Source organism: Pseudooceanicola spongiae (assembly GCF_014899185.1).
Taxonomy (GTDB): Bacteria; Pseudomonadota; Alphaproteobacteria; order Rhodobacterales; family Rhodobacteraceae; genus Pseudooceanicola; species Pseudooceanicola spongiae.
Genome location: NZ_CP045201.1, coordinates 272113 through 289178 on the forward strand (window position 1 = coordinate 272113; position 17066 = coordinate 289178).

Sequence of the window (17066 nt, forward strand, 5' to 3'; positions counted from 1 at the left end):
CAAGACTAGGGTTATCACCATGACCTGCGACATTGCTTCGACCCCCCTGCGCGTGTCCCGCCGTACGGCGTTTCGCCTTGCGACACCACTGGCCTGCCTGACCGCGCTTTCCGCCTGCATGGGCGGAAGCAGCGAGCCCGTTGTCCAGCCGACTCCGACCGAGATCAGCACGCCGGGCATCCAGCACTACAAGACCAACCACAACGGCTATTCCCGCGCCCGCATCGATCGCTATGGCGCCGAGGATGTCAGCATCATTTCCCAGTTCGAGGATCCAAGCCCCGCCAACCCGGCAGGCTACAAGAACCTCATCGCGCTGACCGAGGCGCGCTATTGGGACAACATGCAGCTTGAGGTCATCGCCGAGGTGAAAACCACCGAAGCGGGCGAAGAGATTGTCCGCGTTCTGCGCGTCACCGCCGATCAGGGCAGCTTCGACAACGTCGACAGAAAAGGCAATCTGATTGCCTCCGGGAAATACTACTTCCGTGGCAACGCCGAGGTCTACGCCTCCGTCGATGGAGGCGCACTGCAGCGCGGTGTCGGCACGCTGGAAAACATGGTTGTCGATTTCGACACCCGTTCTGTGATGATCGACCTGCGCACGCCCAACGACCCTGCCAGGGGTTCGCAGATCGAAACCACCATGCTGGTCGACAATATCCCCCTTGATGTCGTGACCGGGGCCTTCGGCGGCACGGTCACCCTGTCGACGCGTGATCTGACCGATACCGACAAGAAGATCGTCTCGTCCGGCACCCTGCGTGGCAATCTCAGCGGCAGCGAAAAAGGCACGTCGCGGCTGAAAGAGGATCTGACCACCTCGGGCATCTTCACCGTCGGCAGCGACGGTGATCGTCTCAAGGCGGACGGCATTTTCTACGGCACCCAACTGAACTATGCCAAGTAAGCAGGCGCGACAGGCATTCAGGGCCATAGCCCTGATGCTGTTGGCCGGGGCAGGGGGCGTGATCCTCTCCGGCAGTGCGGCCTCGGCGCAGACTGCGCCCGAGGCCGCGACCGCCAGCCCCGATCAGCTGCGCGACACCGCTCAGCTGGTGGTCTCTGAACGCCTGCGCACCTTCGCTCTGGCGCGTGGTCTTGCGCAGGGCAATGCCGGGATCGGCACCGCGCGCGATCTCAGGGCACTGCTGCAGGCGCAGGGCTACTACATGGAGGGGACCGGCCTGCAGCTGCTGGAGTTCGAGCAGGGCGTCTATCCGAACCTCGCCTATGTGCCCAACATGAACGGCGGTCTGGAGAATGACACCCTGATCCTTCAGGGCCTCGTCTTCCGCCTGCGCAGCGATCTGGTGGCGCGCGGTGGGGCCGCCTTCGGGCTCTCCTATGACGGGCGGGTCCGTGTCGGCCTGTCGCAGGGCCACTATGTCGAAGCCGAGGCCCAGCTCGGCGTCCTGCACGCCCCCGAACCAAATCTGACCCGAACCGTCGGGCAGATCTCGGTCTGTTCGCGCAACGAGCTGGTCAACTGGAACTTCCTCGATCTGTGCTACAACCACGTGGAAGTGCGCCGCGACCTCTCCGATCAGACGCAGGACGACCTTGAGATGCGCTATAGCCACCTGTTCGAGATCGGCGAAAGCCGTCACGAGGTCGGGTTTGCCGTCGGGCGCTCGAAATACAAGGACCTCTACCAGACCCATGGCACTGTCAGCTTTGACAGTGTCGGCCGCCGCATCGCGACCCGCCTGTCGCTGGATCTGTCAGAACCGCTGCAGGACTCCACCGGCAACGACCTCTCGGTCAGGGGCGAGGTGCGCTGGCTCGCCGCGGGCCATGTCGTCGGCCTCGGGCTTGAGGCCTCGCAATCGGCGCAATCGACCTTTTTCGGGGAACGCCGTCAGGACTATGGCCTCGGCGTCACCGCGCTCTACCAGATCAAGGACAACCTTGTCCTCTCCGTCGGGGTGTCGCAAACCGACTCCACGGTGGACTTTTTCGACAGCAACAGCGTCCAGTTCAACATCTCGACCAAGCTGAACTAGGGCGCGCTGATCCCGTCTGCAGCCGCTGCAAAGCCCTTGATGACTGCAGTAAACTGCAAGTTGCCTAATCAGAGGCGAATAGATTATGTTAACCATGCTAGGCTGTATACAACGATTACCGTGCCCTCCCGCAGGGATAGATGCGCGCGTTTTTTACCCAAGGCTCAACAAATGAACGACAGTCCCGACTTGCAGGATGTCACGGCCACGTTCGACCTGGCCCCGGTGTCCCTTTGGCTTGAGGATTTCAGCGGTGTCGCGGAGATCTTTCGTAAATGGCGTGCGCAGGGCGTCAATGACATCCACGCCTTCCTCAGCGCCGATCCCGCCCGCGTGGCCGAATGTGCCCACCGTATCCGCGTGCTGCGCGTCAACGCCCGCACAGTCGAGATGTTCGAGGCCGAGGATGAGGCGCATCTGATCGCCAACCTCAATCTGGTGTTTCGCGACGACATGCTCGACAGCCATATCCTTGAGCTGGTCGAGCTGTGGAACGGCAAGACCAAATTCGGCAGCTATGCCGTCAACTACACGCTCTCTGGCCGCCGCCTTGATATCCAGCTCAACGCCGTGGTGCTGCCGGGCCATGAAGACAGCCTCGCGCAGGTTCTGCTGACGCTTGAGGATGTGACCCAACGCGAAGATGCCCGCCGCGGCGCCGAGGCGAGCCAGGCCTACGCCGAAGGTGTCTTCGATCATTCCCCGGTCTCGCTCTGGGTCGAGGATTTCAGCCGCATCCGCGAAAAGCTGGAAGACATGCGGATGCGCGGCATCAGCGATCTGCGCACCTTCATCGACGTGCATTCCGAATTCGTGCTGCAATGCATGGCCGAAATCCGCGTGCTCGACGTCAACAACGCCACGCTGAAACTGTTCAGGGCCCGCGACAAGCCGCAGCTGCTGGCCAACCTCGCCTCGGTGTTTCGCGACGGCATGGAATATCACTTCCGCGAGCAGCTGATCGACCTGTTCAACGGCAACACCTTCCACTCGCGTGAGGTGCTGAATTACGCCCTCGACGGCACCGAACGCCACCTGATCATGCAGTTCTCGGTTCTGCCGGGGTACGAACATGACTGGTCCCGCGTGCTTGTCGCGCTCACCGATATTTCGGCGCGCAAGAAGGCCGAGGCCTATCTCGAATACCTCGGCAAGCACGATGTGCTGACCGGCCTGCACAACCGTTCGTTCTTTGCGGATGAGCTGCATCGCATCGAACGCCGCCGCATCTACCCGACCTCTCTCGTCGTGCTCGACCTCAATGGCTTGAAAGAGGCCAACGACAAGCTGGGCCATGATGCCGGCGACCAGCTGCTGCGCCGCGCTGGCGAAGTGCTGAAAGAGGCCACAGTTGGCAGCGGCAAGGCCGCGCGCATCGGCGGCGATGAATTCGTCATCCTGATGCCCGGCGCGGGTGAGGCCGAGATCCATGATCTGGTCGAGAACATCAACAAGCTGATCACTCTGAACAACCGCTTCTACTCCGAACATGAGCTCTCGGCCTCCATCGGCTGGGCCAGCCGCCTCGAAGACGAGTCGATGGAAGCACTTGTGCAGCGCGCCGACATGAAGATGTACGAGGCCAAGCGCGTGTTCTACGAGAGCCGGGACAACAACCGCCGCCAGCGCGCCGAACAAACCGCCGTGACGCAACGCTGATCCGCCTCAGGCGCGCGGCAGTTCCTCCAGTTCGATGGCTTCGCGCGTCGCTTCGGTGATGATGGTGCGCCGGAAATGCCAGGCCCCCGGCGACAGCGACCGCCCCGCCCTCTGGATCAGATGCAGCGTGCGCGTCACGCGGGGCCGGGTCAGCGGCCGGATCGTCAGCAGGCGGTTTTCCGGCGGCGGCCAGGCCAGACTCGGCAACGGCGCCACGCCAAGGCCACGCTCCACCATCGCCAGCAGGCTCACCGGGTGCTCTGCCTCATAGAGCGCGGTGACATCCGGCGTCCCCTCGGGCAGACCATGGCGGATCTCCAGCCGGATGCCGGTCTGCGCGCCCATCATCACCAGCCCGGCCGCCTGTGCCTGCGCCCAAGTCACCTCCGCGCGCGCCGCCAGCGGATGATCGCGCCGCATCACCAGCGCAAAGACATCCTCCATCAGCCGCGTGCTCTCAACGTCCGAGGCATCGCCGGGCTCATTCGCAATCGCGAAATCCGCCTCGCCATTCCGCACCATTGCCATCGTCGTGCCACGTGGCACCTCCGACAGCTTGACGCCGACGCGGGGAAAGTCCTGCCGGAACCGCTCGATCACCCGTGGCAGCAGCCGCATCGCGACCGAGGGCACGCAGGCCAGATGCACCTGTCCGCTCTGGAAGGTGCGCAGGTCCTCCAGCCCCTGCAACTGCCGGTCGACATCGTCGAGAATCCGCTTCACGCCGGGCAAAAAGTCCTCGCCGATCTGGCTCAGCACCACTTTTCGGGTCGTCCGGTCGATCAGCTGAACGCCCAAGGACGCCTCCAACTGCTGAAGGATTGTGCTGACCGACGATTGCGACAACCCGCAGGCCCGCGCTGCGTGGCTGAAGTTCTGGGTGCGCGCAACCGCCGCAAACACCCGTAAATGGCGCAATTCCACGTTTTCTATCGTCATGGACGATATATTTATCGGATTATCCGTAATTGACAATATCTGCCCCGAATTTCCTAACCTGAGGACATCGACGCCACCTGCTCAGGGTCGAGACGTCGAAGCCAACATGGGATGATCCAGATGTTCAACAGACGCCAATTCCTCCAGACCGCCTCTGCCGGGGCCGCGCTCGCCACCTCCGGTCTTGCCGCACCGGCCTATGCCGCGGGCACCAAGGTGCTGATCTCCGACGCGCTGCGCCTTGCGATGTATTCGCCGCTTTATGTCGCCGACAACCTTGGCCTCTTCGCCAAGCACGGCCTCGACGCCGAAGTGTCGACCGCCGGTGGCATCGCTCTGCCGGTGCCGCTTTTGCTCTCGGGGCGGAGCCAGTTCGGCGTGACCAGCCCGGGCATGTCGGTCAACGCGGTGCGCGAGGGCGGCGACGTCAGGAACATCGCCAAGATCGTCGGCGGCGTCTCCATGTGGGCGATGGCGAAACCCGGCAGCGGCATCAAGACCGTCGACGACCTGCGCGGCAAGACCATCGCAACGCTGAAATTCCCCTCCTCGACCATTCAGGTGCCGACCTACCTGATCAAGGAAGTCGGCGGCTTCACGGCCGAGGAAGGCAACGTCACCTTCCTCGAACTGCCCTCCGGTGCGCAGGCGACCGCCGTGCGCGATGGCCGCGCCGATGTGGCGACCGCGTTTGAATGGGACATCTCGGTCGGCGCCTCCGAATTCGGGCTGGAGCCGGTGCTGTCCTTTGCTGACATGATCGGCCCGCTCGCCTTCACCACCGCCATGACCACCGGCAAGGTGATCGAGGAGGCGCCCGACACCGTGCAGGCCTTCTGTGATGCGCTGGCCGAGGCGATGACCGCCATGCACGCTGATCACACCGTCTTCACCGACCTCGGCCCGAAATACTTCCCGCAGGTCTCTGAGGAGGTCATCAAGGCCGCTTCGGTCAACTTCTTCGGCTCCTCCACCGCTTTCCCGACCGCGCCGACGATTTCCGAGGCCGAGTGGGACAACGCCATGAAGCTGGAAAACGGCGGCGGCGCGATCAAGGACCCGATGCCCTACGCCAAGATGGTCGACAACAGCTTCGCGACCCGCGCGGCTGAGAAGTTCGGCGCTTGACCATGGCCGCAGATCTGACCCCGGGCAGCAATATGCTGCCCGCCCGCCCCGAAGCGATCCCGTTCGATCCGGCAAAATCGGCGCTGATCGTCGTCGACATGCAGAACGCCTACGCCTCGCCCGAGGGCTACCTCGACCTCGCGGGCTTCGACATCTCCGGCACCCGTGACGTCATCGCGCGGGTGGGCGAGGCCGTCGTCGCTGCCCGTGCCGCCGAGATGCCGGTGATCTTCCTGCAAAACGGCTGGGACCCGGCGCTGAAAGAGGCCGGTGGCCCCGGTTCGCCCAACTGGACCAAGTCCAACGCCTTGAAATTGATGCGCAAACGCCCCGAGCTTGCGGGCAAGCTGCTGGCCAAGGGTGGCTGGGATTACGCGCTGGTCGATGACCTGACCCCGCAGGACAGCGACATCGTGGTGCCGAAGGTCCGCTACTCCGGCTTTCACAACACAGCCCTGAATTCGATCCTGCGGGCGCGCGGCATCACCCATATCGTGCTCTGCGGCGTCGCCACCAATGTCTGCGTCGAGAGCACCCTGCGCGACGGCTTCCACCTGGAATTCTTCGCCGTGCTGCTTGAGGACGCCTGCCATCAAGCCGGGCCGCGCGCCCTGCATGACGCCGCCGTCTACAACACCGAAACCTTCTTCGGCTGGGTCTCCTCCACCGCCGATTTCACCAGCCACCTCGCCACCTCCGCACAAGGAACCGCCCCATGAGCGACCGCGTCATCCTGCCCGCCGGCACGCCGGCCCCCCTCGGCCCGTTTTCCCCCGCGATGGCGGCCGACAATGCCATCTACACCGCCGGTATCCTCGCCTTTGACGACAACAACGACGTGGTCTTTCCCGGTGACGCCGCCGCCCAGACCCGCCATGTGCTGGAGACGATCAAGGGAATCCTCGCCGCCGCCGGGGCCAGCATGGACGACATCGTCTTCAACCACGTCTTCCTCAAGGACTGGGCCGACTACAAGGCAATCAACGAGGTCTATGCCTCCTACTTCCCGAACGCCAAACCGGCGCGCTACTGCGTGCAGGTCGGCCTCGTCAAACCCGAGGCGCTGATCGAGATCGCCTCCATCGCCCACCTGCGGCCCGCCTCATGACCCATGTCGCCACGGACCCGGGCGCGCGTGCTCCCGCCAAACGCTGGGAGGTCCGCCTGCCGCCCCCCGGCCTGATCCTGATCGGTCAGGTTTCCCTGCTGGTGGCCATGCTCGGCCTCTGGCAGATCGCCATCTCGCTCGGCTGGATCGAGGCCTATCTCTACGGCAAACCCATTGGCATTATCACCACGGGGTGGGAGATGATACGCTCCGGAGCTTTGTTCCGTGACATGGGCCTGACCGCGTTCGAGGCGGTCAGCGGTTTCCTCATCGGCACCATATCCGGCAGCGTCATCGGCCTCGCACTCTGGCTGACGCCCACCGGCTCGGCGATCCTGAGGCCCTACATGATCGCGCTGAACGGGCTGCCCAAGATCGCGCTTGGCCCGCTGATCATCATCTGGTTCGGCATCGGCCTTGGCTCCAAGGTGGCGCTGGCGGCGCTGATCACCTTCATCGTCGCCCTGATCGCCGCCCAGCAGGGCGCGCGCGAGGTCGACAATGATCTGGTCAAGCTGATGCGCTCACTCGGGGCGTCACGTCTGCGCACATGGCGCACGGTGATTGTGCCCGGCGCCATGCCCTGGATCGTCTCGGCCTTCCGCCTGAACGTCGGCTTTGCCCTGATCGGCGCGGTCGTCGGAGAATATATCGCCTCGAACCAAGGGCTTGGCTATATGATCGCCTATGCCGGTACGCTCTATGACCTTGATGCAGTCTGGGTCGGCATTGCCGCGCTGATGGTTGTCGCCCTGCTGATGTACGGCGCGATCGACTGGTGCGAACGCCGCCTGTTGCGCAACTGACGCCCCCCAAGACGGCCCGAAGAAGGACGGCACCCATATGCCAATCGCACAGAACGGAGCGGTCTCGCTCCACTACGACACCTGCGGGGACGGCGAGCCGCTGATCCTGTCCAGCGGCCTCGGCGGCTCGGGCGGGTTCTGGAAGCCCCAGCTCGCCGCGCTTGCACAGCGTTACCAAGTCATCACCTATGACCACGCCGGGGCAGGGCGCTCCTCCCGCGACGTCGGCGCGCGCAGCGTGGCTGAGATGGCCTCTGACCTGCTCGCCGTGCTCGATGCGGCGGGGGCGGAGCGTGCCCATGTCGTCGGTCACGCCATCGGCGGCACCCTCGGGCTTGAGGCGGCGCTGCAAGCGCCTGCGCGTCTGCGCAGCCTCGTCATCGTCAACGGCTGGGTTGGCCCCGACGCCCATATCGCGCGCTGTTTTGCCATCCGCACCGAGATCCTGCGCGCCTCGGGACGCGCCGCCTATCTGCAGGCCCAGCCGCTGTTCCTCTATCCCGCCACATGGATTTCGCGCCACGCCGGCGAGATCGACGCCCACGCCGCCGAGGCCCTCAGCACCATGCCCTCGGACAGCGACCTGCTGGCGCGCATCGCCGCCTTCACCGCCTATGATCCCGGTCGCGCGCTGGCCGCGATGCAGGTGCGCACCCTCTGCGTTGCCTCGCGCGATGACATGCTGGTGCCTTGGCACATGTCGAAAACCCTCGCCCGGCGCCTGCCCGATGCGCGCCTCGCGCTCGCAGACTGGGGCGGGCACGCCTTCACCCAGGCGGTGCCAGAGGTCTTTCACGACCTGCTGCGCGAATTCTACCATGACCTGACCGGAGACGTCGTCGCATGAACACGCCCATCCTTTCCGCCAACGCCATCGGCATGCGTTTCGAGTCCGCCTCCGGCCCGGTCGAGGCCATCGGCAACGTCAGCTTCGATCTGCGCGAGGGCGAGATCCTCGCCCTTGTCGGCCCCTCGGGCTGTGGCAAGACCACGCTGTTCAACATCATCACTGGCCTGCTGGCCCCCAGCCGGGGCGAGATCGTGATCGCCTCGGACCGCGCCGGGCAGGACGTCGGCTACATGCTGCAAAAGGATCTGCTGCTGCCCTGGCGCTCGGTCATCGACAACGTGATCCTCGGGCTTGAGGTGCGCGGCATGGCCCGCGACAAGGCCCGCGCCATCGCCCGCGACCTGATCGAGGCCTACGGGCTGAAGGGGTTCGAGGATGCCCGCCCCAGCACACTGTCGGGCGGCATGCGCCAGCGCGTCGCGATCATGCGCACGCTCGCCTTCGACCCGGCGGTCGTGCTGCTGGACGAGCCCTTCTCGGCGCTGGATTTCCAGACCCGCACCCTGCTGCAACAGGACGTCGCCCGCATCATCGCCGAGCGTCGCAAAAGCGCGATCCTGATCACCCATGACATTGGCGAGGCGATCACCATGGCCGACCGCATCCTCGTGCTCTCGACCCGGCCCTCGACCGTGATCCGCACCATGGACATCGAGATCCCGCGCGACGCCCGTGATCCGATCTCGCTGCGGTCCGACCAGCGCTACAACGACTACTTCGTCAGCATCTGGGAAGACCTGCAACTGCCGAACGCCCGCGTCGCCTGAGGCGGCGGGGGCAGGAAGAGGGCGGCGAAACCGCACCGTTGAGTTACCGTTCAGATACCGACGCAATACCGACATGCCGATTTGGGCATTTTCGCGGTGAAACGCCCCCTCGTATCTGCGCCGCGATGCCCTATGATCGGCGGGCAATGCGCCGCCTCGGCGGCATCAGGAAAAGGACAAGATCATGGAGATCACGCGCAGCGGCTCCCAGCCCTCCAAAGCCGGCCCCAGCGATTATTTCACCGGCAGCGTCCGCATGGATGCGCCCTTCAGCGCCACCTCTCCGGCGCGCATCAGCGGCCTCACCGTGACCTTCGAACCCGGCGCGCGCACCAACTGGCACACCCACCCGCTGGGCCAGACTCTCTTCGTGCTGAGCGGCCTCGGCTGGGCGCAGCGCGAGGGGGGCGAGGTTGAGGAAATCCGCCCCGGCGACATCGTCTGGTTCGCCCCGGGAGAGCGCCACTGGCACGGTGCCAGCGACAGCTGCGCGATGAGCCACCTCGCCATCGCCGAGGAACAGGACGGCAGCCGTGTCGACTGGGCCGAGCCTGTGTCAGACACCGACTACCTCGGCTTCAAGTGATTTGATATCAGGGTTTTGCAGCGCGTACTTAAAGTGAAGCATGAGCTTTCCTTAACGCGCCCAAGCCCTGCGACTGACGCCTTTCACACCGAAAAACAGCCGCCCCACGGGGCGGCTGTCTGCATTCTCAGCGCTGCATTCCAGCCTCAGCCGATCAGCGTTTCCAGATGGATCGGGAAGGATCGCGGCCGCACGCCGGTGGCATGCCAGACCGCGTTTGCGATGGCTCCGACGCTGCCGGTAATCCCCAGCTCGCCGACGCCTTTGACGCCCAGAGGGTTCACGAAGTCGTCGTCCTCATGCACCATCAGCGCCTCGACCATCGGCACATCGGCGTTGACCGGCACGTGATATCCCGCCAGGTCGCCGTTCACCGGCCGCCCCGTGCGTTTGTCGTGGATCCCTTCCTCCATCAGCGCAAAGCCAAGGCCCCAGATCATGCCACCGAGCAGCTGGCTGCGCGCCAGATGCGGGTTGATGATCCGCCCGGCAGCAAACGCCCCGATCAGCCGCGTGACCCGCACCTGACCCAGCTCCGGATCGACCTTTACCTCAGCAAAAACAGCACCATGCGAGAACATGGCGCGGGCCTCGGCGTGCCCCGGATCGCGCGCGCCTTCGCCCTTGCCCTCCAGTTCCTCGACCCCGGCGTTCCTCAGGATCTCGCTGTAGCTCTGGCTGCGGCTGTCGTCATCCGCCCGGTGCAAACGCCCGTCGCGCGCCACGACACCGGCATTGCCCGCCCCGAACAGCGGTGACTCCGGGTCCTCCGTGGCAAGGTCGGCGAGCTTGCGGATCACGCCCTCACCGGCAGCAAACAACGCGCTTCCCGCCGTCGCCGTATGCCCCGAACCACCCGCCACGCCCCCGTTTGGCAGCGTGGAGTCGCCCGAGCGGAACTCGACCTGATCGATGCCGAGGCCCAGCCCATCCGCCGCGATCTGCGCCAGCGCGGTCCAGGCGCCTTGACCCATATCCGCCCCCGCCGTCGCGATCATGGCCGAACCGTCGGCCCGCAAAACCGCGCGCGCCTCGGCCTTGTTCATATGCGCCGCGAAGAGGGCGGTGCCCATGCCCCAGCCCACCAGATGGCCCTGCGCATCGCGCATCTGACGCGGTGCCAGAGGGCGGTTTTCCCAGCCAAAGGATTTGGCACCCAACGCATAACATTCGCGCAATGCTTTGGAGGAGAAGGCTTTTCCCGTCTGCGGATCGGTCTCGGCGTAGTTGCGCAGACGAAACTCTAGCGGATCGAGGCCCATCACCTCGGCGGCCTCATCCACAGCGCATTCCAGCGCGGCCGAACCCGTGGCTTCGCCCGGCGCACGCATCGCGCCGGGGGTGCCGGTGTCGACCCGCACACCGCTGTGGCTGGTGGCGATGGCGGGGCTGGCATAGGTGTTGCGCGACGCCGCCGAGGCACCCTCGATGAAGGTGTCAAAGCTGCTGGTCGTGGCCGTGGTGTGGTGATCGATGGCGGTCAACTGGCCCGTCTCGTCCATATCCAGACGCAGGCGCTGCCGGGTGGCCCCCCGGTGCATCACGGGGCCGAACATCTGGTCGCGGCGCAGCGCCAACTTCACCGGACGCTGCAACTCGCGCGCGGCCAGAATGGTCAGCAGTTGTGGGCCAATGGGCAGAGCCTTTGATCCGAAGCCGCCCCCCAGGTAGGGGCTGCGCAGCACGACATTCTCGGCCGGGATGTCGAAGTAGTCAGCAAAGGCCCCACGCGCCATGACAATCGCCTGGTTCGGGGTGTCGATGGTCAGGTGGTCACCGTCCCATTCCGCAACGATTGCATGGGGTTCCATGGCGTTGTGGTATTGCAGAGGGGTCTCGTAGGTGGCGTCGAAATGATGCGTTCCGGCGGCGCGGCCCGCTTCGATATCGCCGACATTGACGGTCGGAGGGCTGCCAAAGCCGGTGCTGTCGGTCTCAAATGCCTCGCCGCCGTCAAAGCCGATACGGGCCGGCTCAACGGCATAGGTCGGGCTGAGAAGGGCCGCGCCCTCGGTTGCCGCCTCCAGCGTTTGCGCGACGACCAGAGCAATCGGCTGACCGACGTAACGCACTGAATTGTCCTGCAAAGCCTCGGTCCGCAGGGCCATCCCACCGGGTTTGGAATCCGGATCGCGGGCCAACGGTGGGCGGTTTTCGGGCGTCATGACATGCACGACGCCGGGATGCGCCAGGGCCGCTGCGACGTTGAGAGAGGTGACCTGACCACGGGCTTCACTGCTCATCGCATAGACGGCGTGCAGCACACCCTCGGGACGGTTGTCGGCGGCATAAGTTGCGGTGCCGGTGACTTTCGCGAGGCCGTCGCGGCGCGTCATCGGCTGCCCGGAGTTGGAGCCCATACGGGTATGGGCGCCGCTTGTGGGGAAGGTATCAGGCATCGGCATGGTCTCCGCGATCTGTGGGTTCGGAGGGGAAGACGGAGGCGGGCAAGGCTGGCATGACCCCGGGCGTTCCTTCGGCTGCGCGCTGCAGCGCCCGGGTCGCCAGCCGTTTCGCCAGCGTGATCTTGGCGGCGTTGTCGCCAGAGGGTTTCGCACCCGCCATCAGGGCTTTGGCAGCGGCGTGGAAGGTCTCGGCGTCGGGTTTGGTGCCCCGCAGCATGGCCTCGGCTTCAGGCCGGCGCCAGGGTTTCGCAGCAACGCCGCCAAGGGCCAGCCGCGCCTCAAGTATGACACCATCTTCTATCCGCAGCATGGCGGCGGCCGAGACGATAGCGAAGGCGTAAGACGTCCGCTCGCGCAGTTTGAGATAGCGGGAATATGCCCTGAAACCAGCAGCTTCGGGGGGCAAGCGCAGGCCTGTGATCAGCTCCCCCGGGTGCAGCGCCATGCCACCGGCTGAGGCGGCATCGGGCAGAAGGTGCAGCTGGTCGATGGGCAGATCACGGGTGCCGTCAGGTCCTGCGATCTCGACAACAGCGCCGAGGGCGGCAAGGGGCACGCAGAAGTCCGAGGGGTGCGTGGCGATGCACTGATCGCTCCAGCCGATCACCGCGTGATTGCGGGTCTCGCCCCCGATTGCCGCACAGCCAGTGCCCGGCGCACGGCGGTTACAGGCGCTCTTTGGGTCCTGATAGTAGGCGCACCGGGTTTGCTGCATCAGGTTGCCGCCAAGCCGGGCGGCATTGCGCAACTGACCCGAGGCCCCGGACAACAGCGCCTCGGCGACAGCCGGGTAGGCCGTGGCAAAGTCGCTGTCGTGGGCGAGGTCAGAGTTGCGCACCATGGCGCCGATCCGCGTCGCGCCGTCGGCCAGCCGCTCGATGCTGTCGAGGCCGGGCAGCCGCGTGATGTCGACCACCGTTGCAGGAGTCTTGACGCCAATCTTCATCAGATCGAGCAGGTTGGTGCCGCCCGACAGATAGGCCGCCCCCGGCGTGGCACCTGCGGCAATCGCTTCGTCCAGCGAGGTGGGGCGGATATAGTCGAACAGGTTCATATTTGGCTCTCCCCGGTGTCGGTCATCGCCTTGTGGCCCTTGATCACCGCTTCGGTGATCCCCTGATAGGCGGCGCAACGGCAGATATTGCCGCTCATGCCTTCGCGGATCCGCTCGGGGTCGTTGTCGGCAAGGCCTTCGCGGATCAGGCCAAGCGCACTCATGATCTGGCCGGGGGTGCAATAGCCGCACTGAAAGCCGTCGGCCTCAATAAAGGCGGCCTGAAGGGGGTGCAGGTCGTCGCCTGTGGCGAGACCTTCGATGGTGGTGACTTCGGCACCATCCTGGCTGGCGGCCAGCGCCAAGCAGCTGTTGATGCGCCGCCCGTCGACCAGCACCGTACAGGCACCACACTGGCCGCGATCGCAGCCTTTCTTGGTGCCTGTCAGGCCGACGCGATCGCGCAGGACGTCGAGAAGTGTGGCGCGTGGATCTTCCAGCGCGATGTCTTTTTGCTCACCGTTCACAATGAGGCTGATGGAAAGGGTCATGGTCCCTCCATTGAATATGTGGCTGTTTTTGGAAACTGTGGGCACGGGTATGCCGGTCGTGATAAGCAGCAGTCGGGCAGGATTGTGGCCCGTTCGGTTTTATTAATATACGGAGGTCGCCTCCGTTTAGCAAGGGGATTGCTGTCGCATGGCATCTTGGTGCCATTGATCAGCATCGATTCAGATGGTCGCAGAGGCGAAAAAGGCAAGAAAAGAAAGTGCTCAGGGCGTCACGAACGGCAAAGCTCCGCCCCCTGAGAGCCCGGTGCGCAAGCCGCGTGCCGATTCACTGCGCAATCGGGAACGCTTGCTGGTGGCGGCGCGTCAGGTCTTTGCGGCGGGCGGCACAGGCGCCAGTCTGGAAGCCGTCGCGCGGGATGCCGGGGTTGGCATCGGCACGCTTTATCGCCATTTCCCGACCCGCGAGGCCCTGTTTCAGGCCGTCTACGCGCGCGAAGTCGATGAGCTTGTCGCGCTGGCAGAGGCGCTGGCGGAGGAGGTGGAGCCGGTCAGCGCGATCCGGCGCTGGCTGCATGGGATGGTGCGCATGGTGGCCACGAAACGTGGCATGCTGGCCGCGCTGGAGCCTGCGCTGGAGACCTCACAACCCTTGTTTTCAGCCTCCTCTGCGCGGATGCAGCAGGCGGCGGGGGGCTTGCTGCAACGTGGTGTGGAGCTGGGCGCGATCCGGGATGATGTCAGCGCAGAGGATGTCATGCGTGCGGTTCTGGGGATCTGTTACATCCGGCAGGACGACGGCTGGCAGGCGCGCACGATCCGTCTGCTGGATATCTTTGTCGATGGTCTGGTGGTTCTGCGCTGATGGTCTGGGCAGGCGCCTTCGGCCCTGTCCTGTTTTACCCCTATGGCCTTGACGCGCACCTTTCGGGCGCGCAAGGCTCAACCCTTGCACGCCGCCCTTCGGCGGTCCGGGAGGTCAAGATATGCGCGATCTGAACGATGACGGGACACGCTTGGTGGCCGAACTGGCGCAGCGCCATGGCTTCAGTCAGGACGCTGTGGAACACATGTTGCGCGCGATTGCCGCCGGGCAGGGGACTCAGGCGCAATTTCGCCATCCGGAATTCGGCGGCATGGGGCAATGGTCCTACGGCGGCATGACGATGATCGGCGACATGTTCAACAATGGCCTGAAGACACGGGTCAACGCCCTCTGCGCCGAGCTGTCGTCCTCTCTCGCGCAAGACAGCATTTTCAAGCCGACGTCGCAGACCAGCGGCCAGACCGGAGCCTCGTTTCAGCTCCAGTCGGGGCATATGTCATCGGGCAATGCCGACTGGCCTGCGGAACTGGGCGCGCCGACGTCGCAAGGCGCGCAAAATGATATGCGGTATGCCTACTTTCCGCAGACGCGGCGCCTCGGGATCGCCCATGGCGGGTCGATGATGATCTATGACACCGGAGAGCATCAGATCTATGGTTTCGGACAGGCGCAGAGCGGCTGGCAGTCCCTGACCTTCAACAGTCAGCTTGGTCAGGTGCATGTGACAGATCTGAAAGTTGTACCCATGCTGGATCTCGACACACTAGAGCGCCCTGACGCAGTGTCCGCGGCTGACCGCCCCGCCTCGCCAGCACCGGCGCCTGCAAAAACGGCGCCTGCAAAATCTGACGAGATCACGGCCTCAGCCGTGGACACCAGTGACGAGCAGATATTCTCCAAGATCGAACGTCTGGCGGATTTGCGGGATCGCGGCATTCTCAGTGAAGCCGAATTCACCGACAAGAAGACCGAGCTTTTGTCACGTCTGTAATGCCTCTTGGGGGCTCACTCAGGCAGCGTCACAGGGATATCCTGGCGCAGCTGGCCGCTGCCCGCATCAAAGATCAGGATGTGCTGGTTGCGCGTCACGACAGCGTACCATCCACGGCCTTGCGTGAAGGCGTCGGCCACCACACCATCGGGCAGAGTGATCGCTTCGGGCAGCTGAATTTGCGGTGCAGTGGCAAAACGGATGACAATCAGCCCCACCAGGCTTAGAAGGCCCAAAATCATTACCACCATCAGGGCGGTGACGAGCCTCCGCAGCAGCCGCAGATTTGCCGGTTCCGCGATGTCGTTTGTTGTCATGTTTTCCTGATCCGAACCCGAGTTACCCCGCATGAGCGAACACCGCCTTGTTGTCAGGATCTCCGCTGATCCACCCGCGCGTCTTGATAAAGCGCTTTCCCGTGATGTTCCAGAGGAGGCGGCGCTGTCGCGCACCCGCCTGGCCCGTCTGATCGCCGATGGTCAGGTGCAGCGCGATGGCGCCCCCCTGACCGACCCCAAGGCCAAAGTGGCCGAAGGGGATCTGATCGAGATTGCCGTGCCGCAAGCCACCGATGTCGAAACGGTGGCCGAGGTGATCCCGCTCAGCGTGATCTATGAGGACGAGCAGCTGATCGTGATCGACAAGCCTGCAGGCATGGTCGTGCATCCCGCGCCCGGCTCTCCCTCGGGCACGCTGGTCAACGCCCTCCTGGCGCATTGTGGTGATAGTCTTTCGGGGATCGGGGGCGAAAAGCGCCCCGGGATTGTGCACCGCATCGACAAGGAAACCTCTGGCCTGCTGGTCGTCGCGAAAAGTGACCGCGCCCACCACGCCCTTGCCGCCCAGTTCGAGGCGCACACGGCCGAGCGCGCCTACCTCGCCCTTTGCCACGGCGTTCCGGATGCGGGCGATCCGCGTCTGCGCGGTATCCGCGGCACCTCGTTCGAGCCGGGCAATGTACTGAAGATCACCACTCAGCTTGGGCGCCATCGCACGGACCGGCAGAAGCAGGCGGTCAGTTTTGACAGTGGCCGCCACGCCATCACCCGGGCGCGTCTGTTGCACAGCTTCGGCACGCCGCCGTCGATGGCGCTGATCGAGTGCCGTCTGGAGACCGGGCGCACCCACCAGATCCGTGTTCATATGGCCCATGCTGGGCATGCGCTGATCGGCGATCCGGTCTATGGGGGCGGTCGTCGTCGCGCCTCTCCCACCGCCCTTGGGGTTTCGGCAGCTGCAGCTGTTGATGGCTTCAGACGACAGGCCCTGCATGCCGCCACGCTTGGTTTCGTACATCCTACCACCGACGAATGGCTCAGCTTTTCTGCGCCGCTGCCCGATGACATGGTCGCGCTGATCCATGCGCTGCCCGGCGGCGTGGATCTGGACATTCAGAACTGATTGTACCCGGTGCCGGCCCATGCGGACTGGCACCGGGAGACATGGTTGCGACATCACTTTCCCCAAATTTGAGGCGTCGATCATGCAGATA

General features: G+C 64.6%; 18 protein-coding genes. 13 read left to right on the forward strand and 5 right to left on the reverse strand.

Going from position 1 to position 17066, the window contains the following annotated elements:
- Positions 1–19: 19 nt before the first annotated feature.
- The 3 genes from F3W81_RS01255 to F3W81_RS01265 all read left to right on the forward strand — a co-directional run bounded on the left by F3W81_RS01255 (position 20) and on the right by F3W81_RS01265 (position 3665).
- On the forward strand, positions 20–910 hold the full coding sequence (locus tag F3W81_RS01255) for a viral aspartic protease (protein WP_193081827.1): 891 nt from the start codon (positions 20–22) through the stop codon (positions 908–910).
- Positions 911–944: 34 nt separating this feature from the next.
- Positions 945–2006 (forward strand): autotransporter outer membrane beta-barrel domain-containing protein, encoded by a 1062-nt coding sequence (locus F3W81_RS01260; RefSeq protein ID WP_193081828.1) that lies wholly within the window; start codon positions 945–947, stop codon positions 2004–2006.
- 171 nt (positions 2007–2177) lie between these two features.
- On the forward strand, positions 2178–3665 hold the full coding sequence (locus F3W81_RS01265; protein ID WP_193081829.1) for a sensor domain-containing diguanylate cyclase: 1488 nt from the start codon (positions 2178–2180) through the stop codon (positions 3663–3665).
- A 6-nt stretch (positions 3666–3671) separates the two neighbouring features.
- Here the strand turns inward: F3W81_RS01265 and F3W81_RS01270 are convergent, their stop codons facing one another.
- On the reverse strand, positions 3672–4604 hold the full coding sequence (locus F3W81_RS01270) for a LysR family transcriptional regulator (RefSeq protein WP_193081830.1): 933 nt from the start codon (positions 4602–4604) through the stop codon (positions 3672–3674).
- A 120-nt stretch (positions 4605–4724) separates the two neighbouring features.
- On the opposite strand from F3W81_RS01270, the gene F3W81_RS01275 reads away from it, so the two are divergent.
- The 7 genes from F3W81_RS01275 (at position 4725) to F3W81_RS01305 (ending at position 9849) form a co-directional block, all read left to right on the forward strand.
- The gene (locus F3W81_RS01275; protein ID WP_193081831.1) at positions 4725–5732 is read left to right on the forward strand and encodes an ABC transporter substrate-binding protein; all 1008 of its coding nucleotides are present in this window, start codon (positions 4725–4727) and stop codon (positions 5730–5732) included.
- Between the two features lie 2 nt (positions 5733–5734).
- Complete coding sequence (locus tag F3W81_RS01280; protein WP_319022314.1) at positions 5735–6451, forward strand: isochorismatase family protein; 717 nt, start codon at positions 5735–5737, stop codon at positions 6449–6451.
- Entirely contained in the window at positions 6448–6840 is a 393-nt protein-coding gene (gene rutC / locus F3W81_RS01285) for a pyrimidine utilization protein C (RefSeq protein ID WP_193081832.1), read from the forward strand. The genes F3W81_RS01280 and rutC overlap by 4 nt, the downstream gene beginning before the upstream one ends.
- Positions 6837–7646, forward strand: coding sequence for an ABC transporter permease (locus tag F3W81_RS01290; RefSeq protein ID WP_193081833.1), 810 nt, complete (start codon positions 6837–6839; stop codon positions 7644–7646). The genes rutC and F3W81_RS01290 overlap by 4 nt, the downstream gene beginning before the upstream one ends.
- Before the next feature lie 37 nt (positions 7647–7683).
- Positions 7684–8493, forward strand: a complete 810-nt coding sequence (gene rutD / locus F3W81_RS01295; protein ID WP_193081835.1) for a pyrimidine utilization protein D — start codon at positions 7684–7686, stop codon at positions 8491–8493.
- The gene (locus tag F3W81_RS01300; RefSeq protein WP_193081837.1) at positions 8490–9263 is read left to right on the forward strand and encodes an ABC transporter ATP-binding protein; all 774 of its coding nucleotides are present in this window, start codon (positions 8490–8492) and stop codon (positions 9261–9263) included. Before rutD ends, F3W81_RS01300 begins: the two co-directional genes overlap by 4 nt.
- Positions 9264–9447: 184 nt before the next feature.
- On the forward strand, positions 9448–9849 hold the full coding sequence (locus tag F3W81_RS01305) for a (R)-mandelonitrile lyase (RefSeq protein ID WP_193081839.1): 402 nt from the start codon (positions 9448–9450) through the stop codon (positions 9847–9849).
- Between the two features lie 146 nt (positions 9850–9995).
- On the opposite strand, the gene F3W81_RS01310 is transcribed toward F3W81_RS01305, so the two are convergent.
- From F3W81_RS01310 to F3W81_RS01320, 3 genes are read right to left on the reverse strand one after another with little or no spacing between them, the layout of a single operon-like run.
- Positions 9996–12248, reverse strand: a complete 2253-nt coding sequence (locus F3W81_RS01310; protein WP_193081841.1) for a xanthine dehydrogenase family protein molybdopterin-binding subunit — start codon at positions 12246–12248, stop codon at positions 9996–9998.
- Complete coding sequence (locus F3W81_RS01315; protein WP_193081842.1) at positions 12241–13308, reverse strand: FAD binding domain-containing protein; 1068 nt, start codon at positions 13306–13308, stop codon at positions 12241–12243. Before F3W81_RS01315 ends, F3W81_RS01310 begins: the two co-directional genes overlap by 8 nt.
- Positions 13305–13799, reverse strand: coding sequence for a (2Fe-2S)-binding protein (locus tag F3W81_RS01320; RefSeq protein ID WP_193081843.1), 495 nt, complete (start codon positions 13797–13799; stop codon positions 13305–13307). Before F3W81_RS01320 ends, F3W81_RS01315 begins: the two co-directional genes overlap by 4 nt.
- Before the next feature lie 265 nt (positions 13800–14064).
- Between F3W81_RS01320 and F3W81_RS01325 the strand changes: the two genes are divergently transcribed.
- A complete protein-coding gene (locus tag F3W81_RS01325; RefSeq protein WP_226941793.1) occupies positions 14065–14622 on the forward strand; it encodes a TetR/AcrR family transcriptional regulator in 558 nt (185 codons plus the stop codon).
- A 121-nt stretch (positions 14623–14743) separates the two neighbouring features.
- Positions 14744–15574 carry an SHOCT domain-containing protein gene (locus tag F3W81_RS01330; RefSeq protein WP_193081845.1) on the forward strand — a complete coding sequence of 277 codons (831 nt, stop codon included), beginning with the start codon at positions 14744–14746 and terminating at the stop codon, positions 15572–15574.
- Between the two features lie 14 nt (positions 15575–15588).
- Here the strand turns inward: F3W81_RS01330 and F3W81_RS01335 are convergent, their stop codons facing one another.
- Entirely contained in the window at positions 15589–15891 is a 303-nt protein-coding gene (locus F3W81_RS01335) for a DUF6476 family protein (RefSeq protein ID WP_193081846.1), read from the reverse strand.
- 31 nt (positions 15892–15922) lie between these two features.
- Here F3W81_RS01335 and F3W81_RS01340 point away from each other — a divergent pair, with 31 nt between their 5' ends.
- Positions 15923–16975 carry an RluA family pseudouridine synthase gene (locus F3W81_RS01340; RefSeq protein WP_193081847.1) on the forward strand — a complete coding sequence of 351 codons (1053 nt, stop codon included), beginning with the start codon at positions 15923–15925 and terminating at the stop codon, positions 16973–16975.
- The last annotated feature ends 91 nt before the right edge of the window (positions 16976–17066 follow it).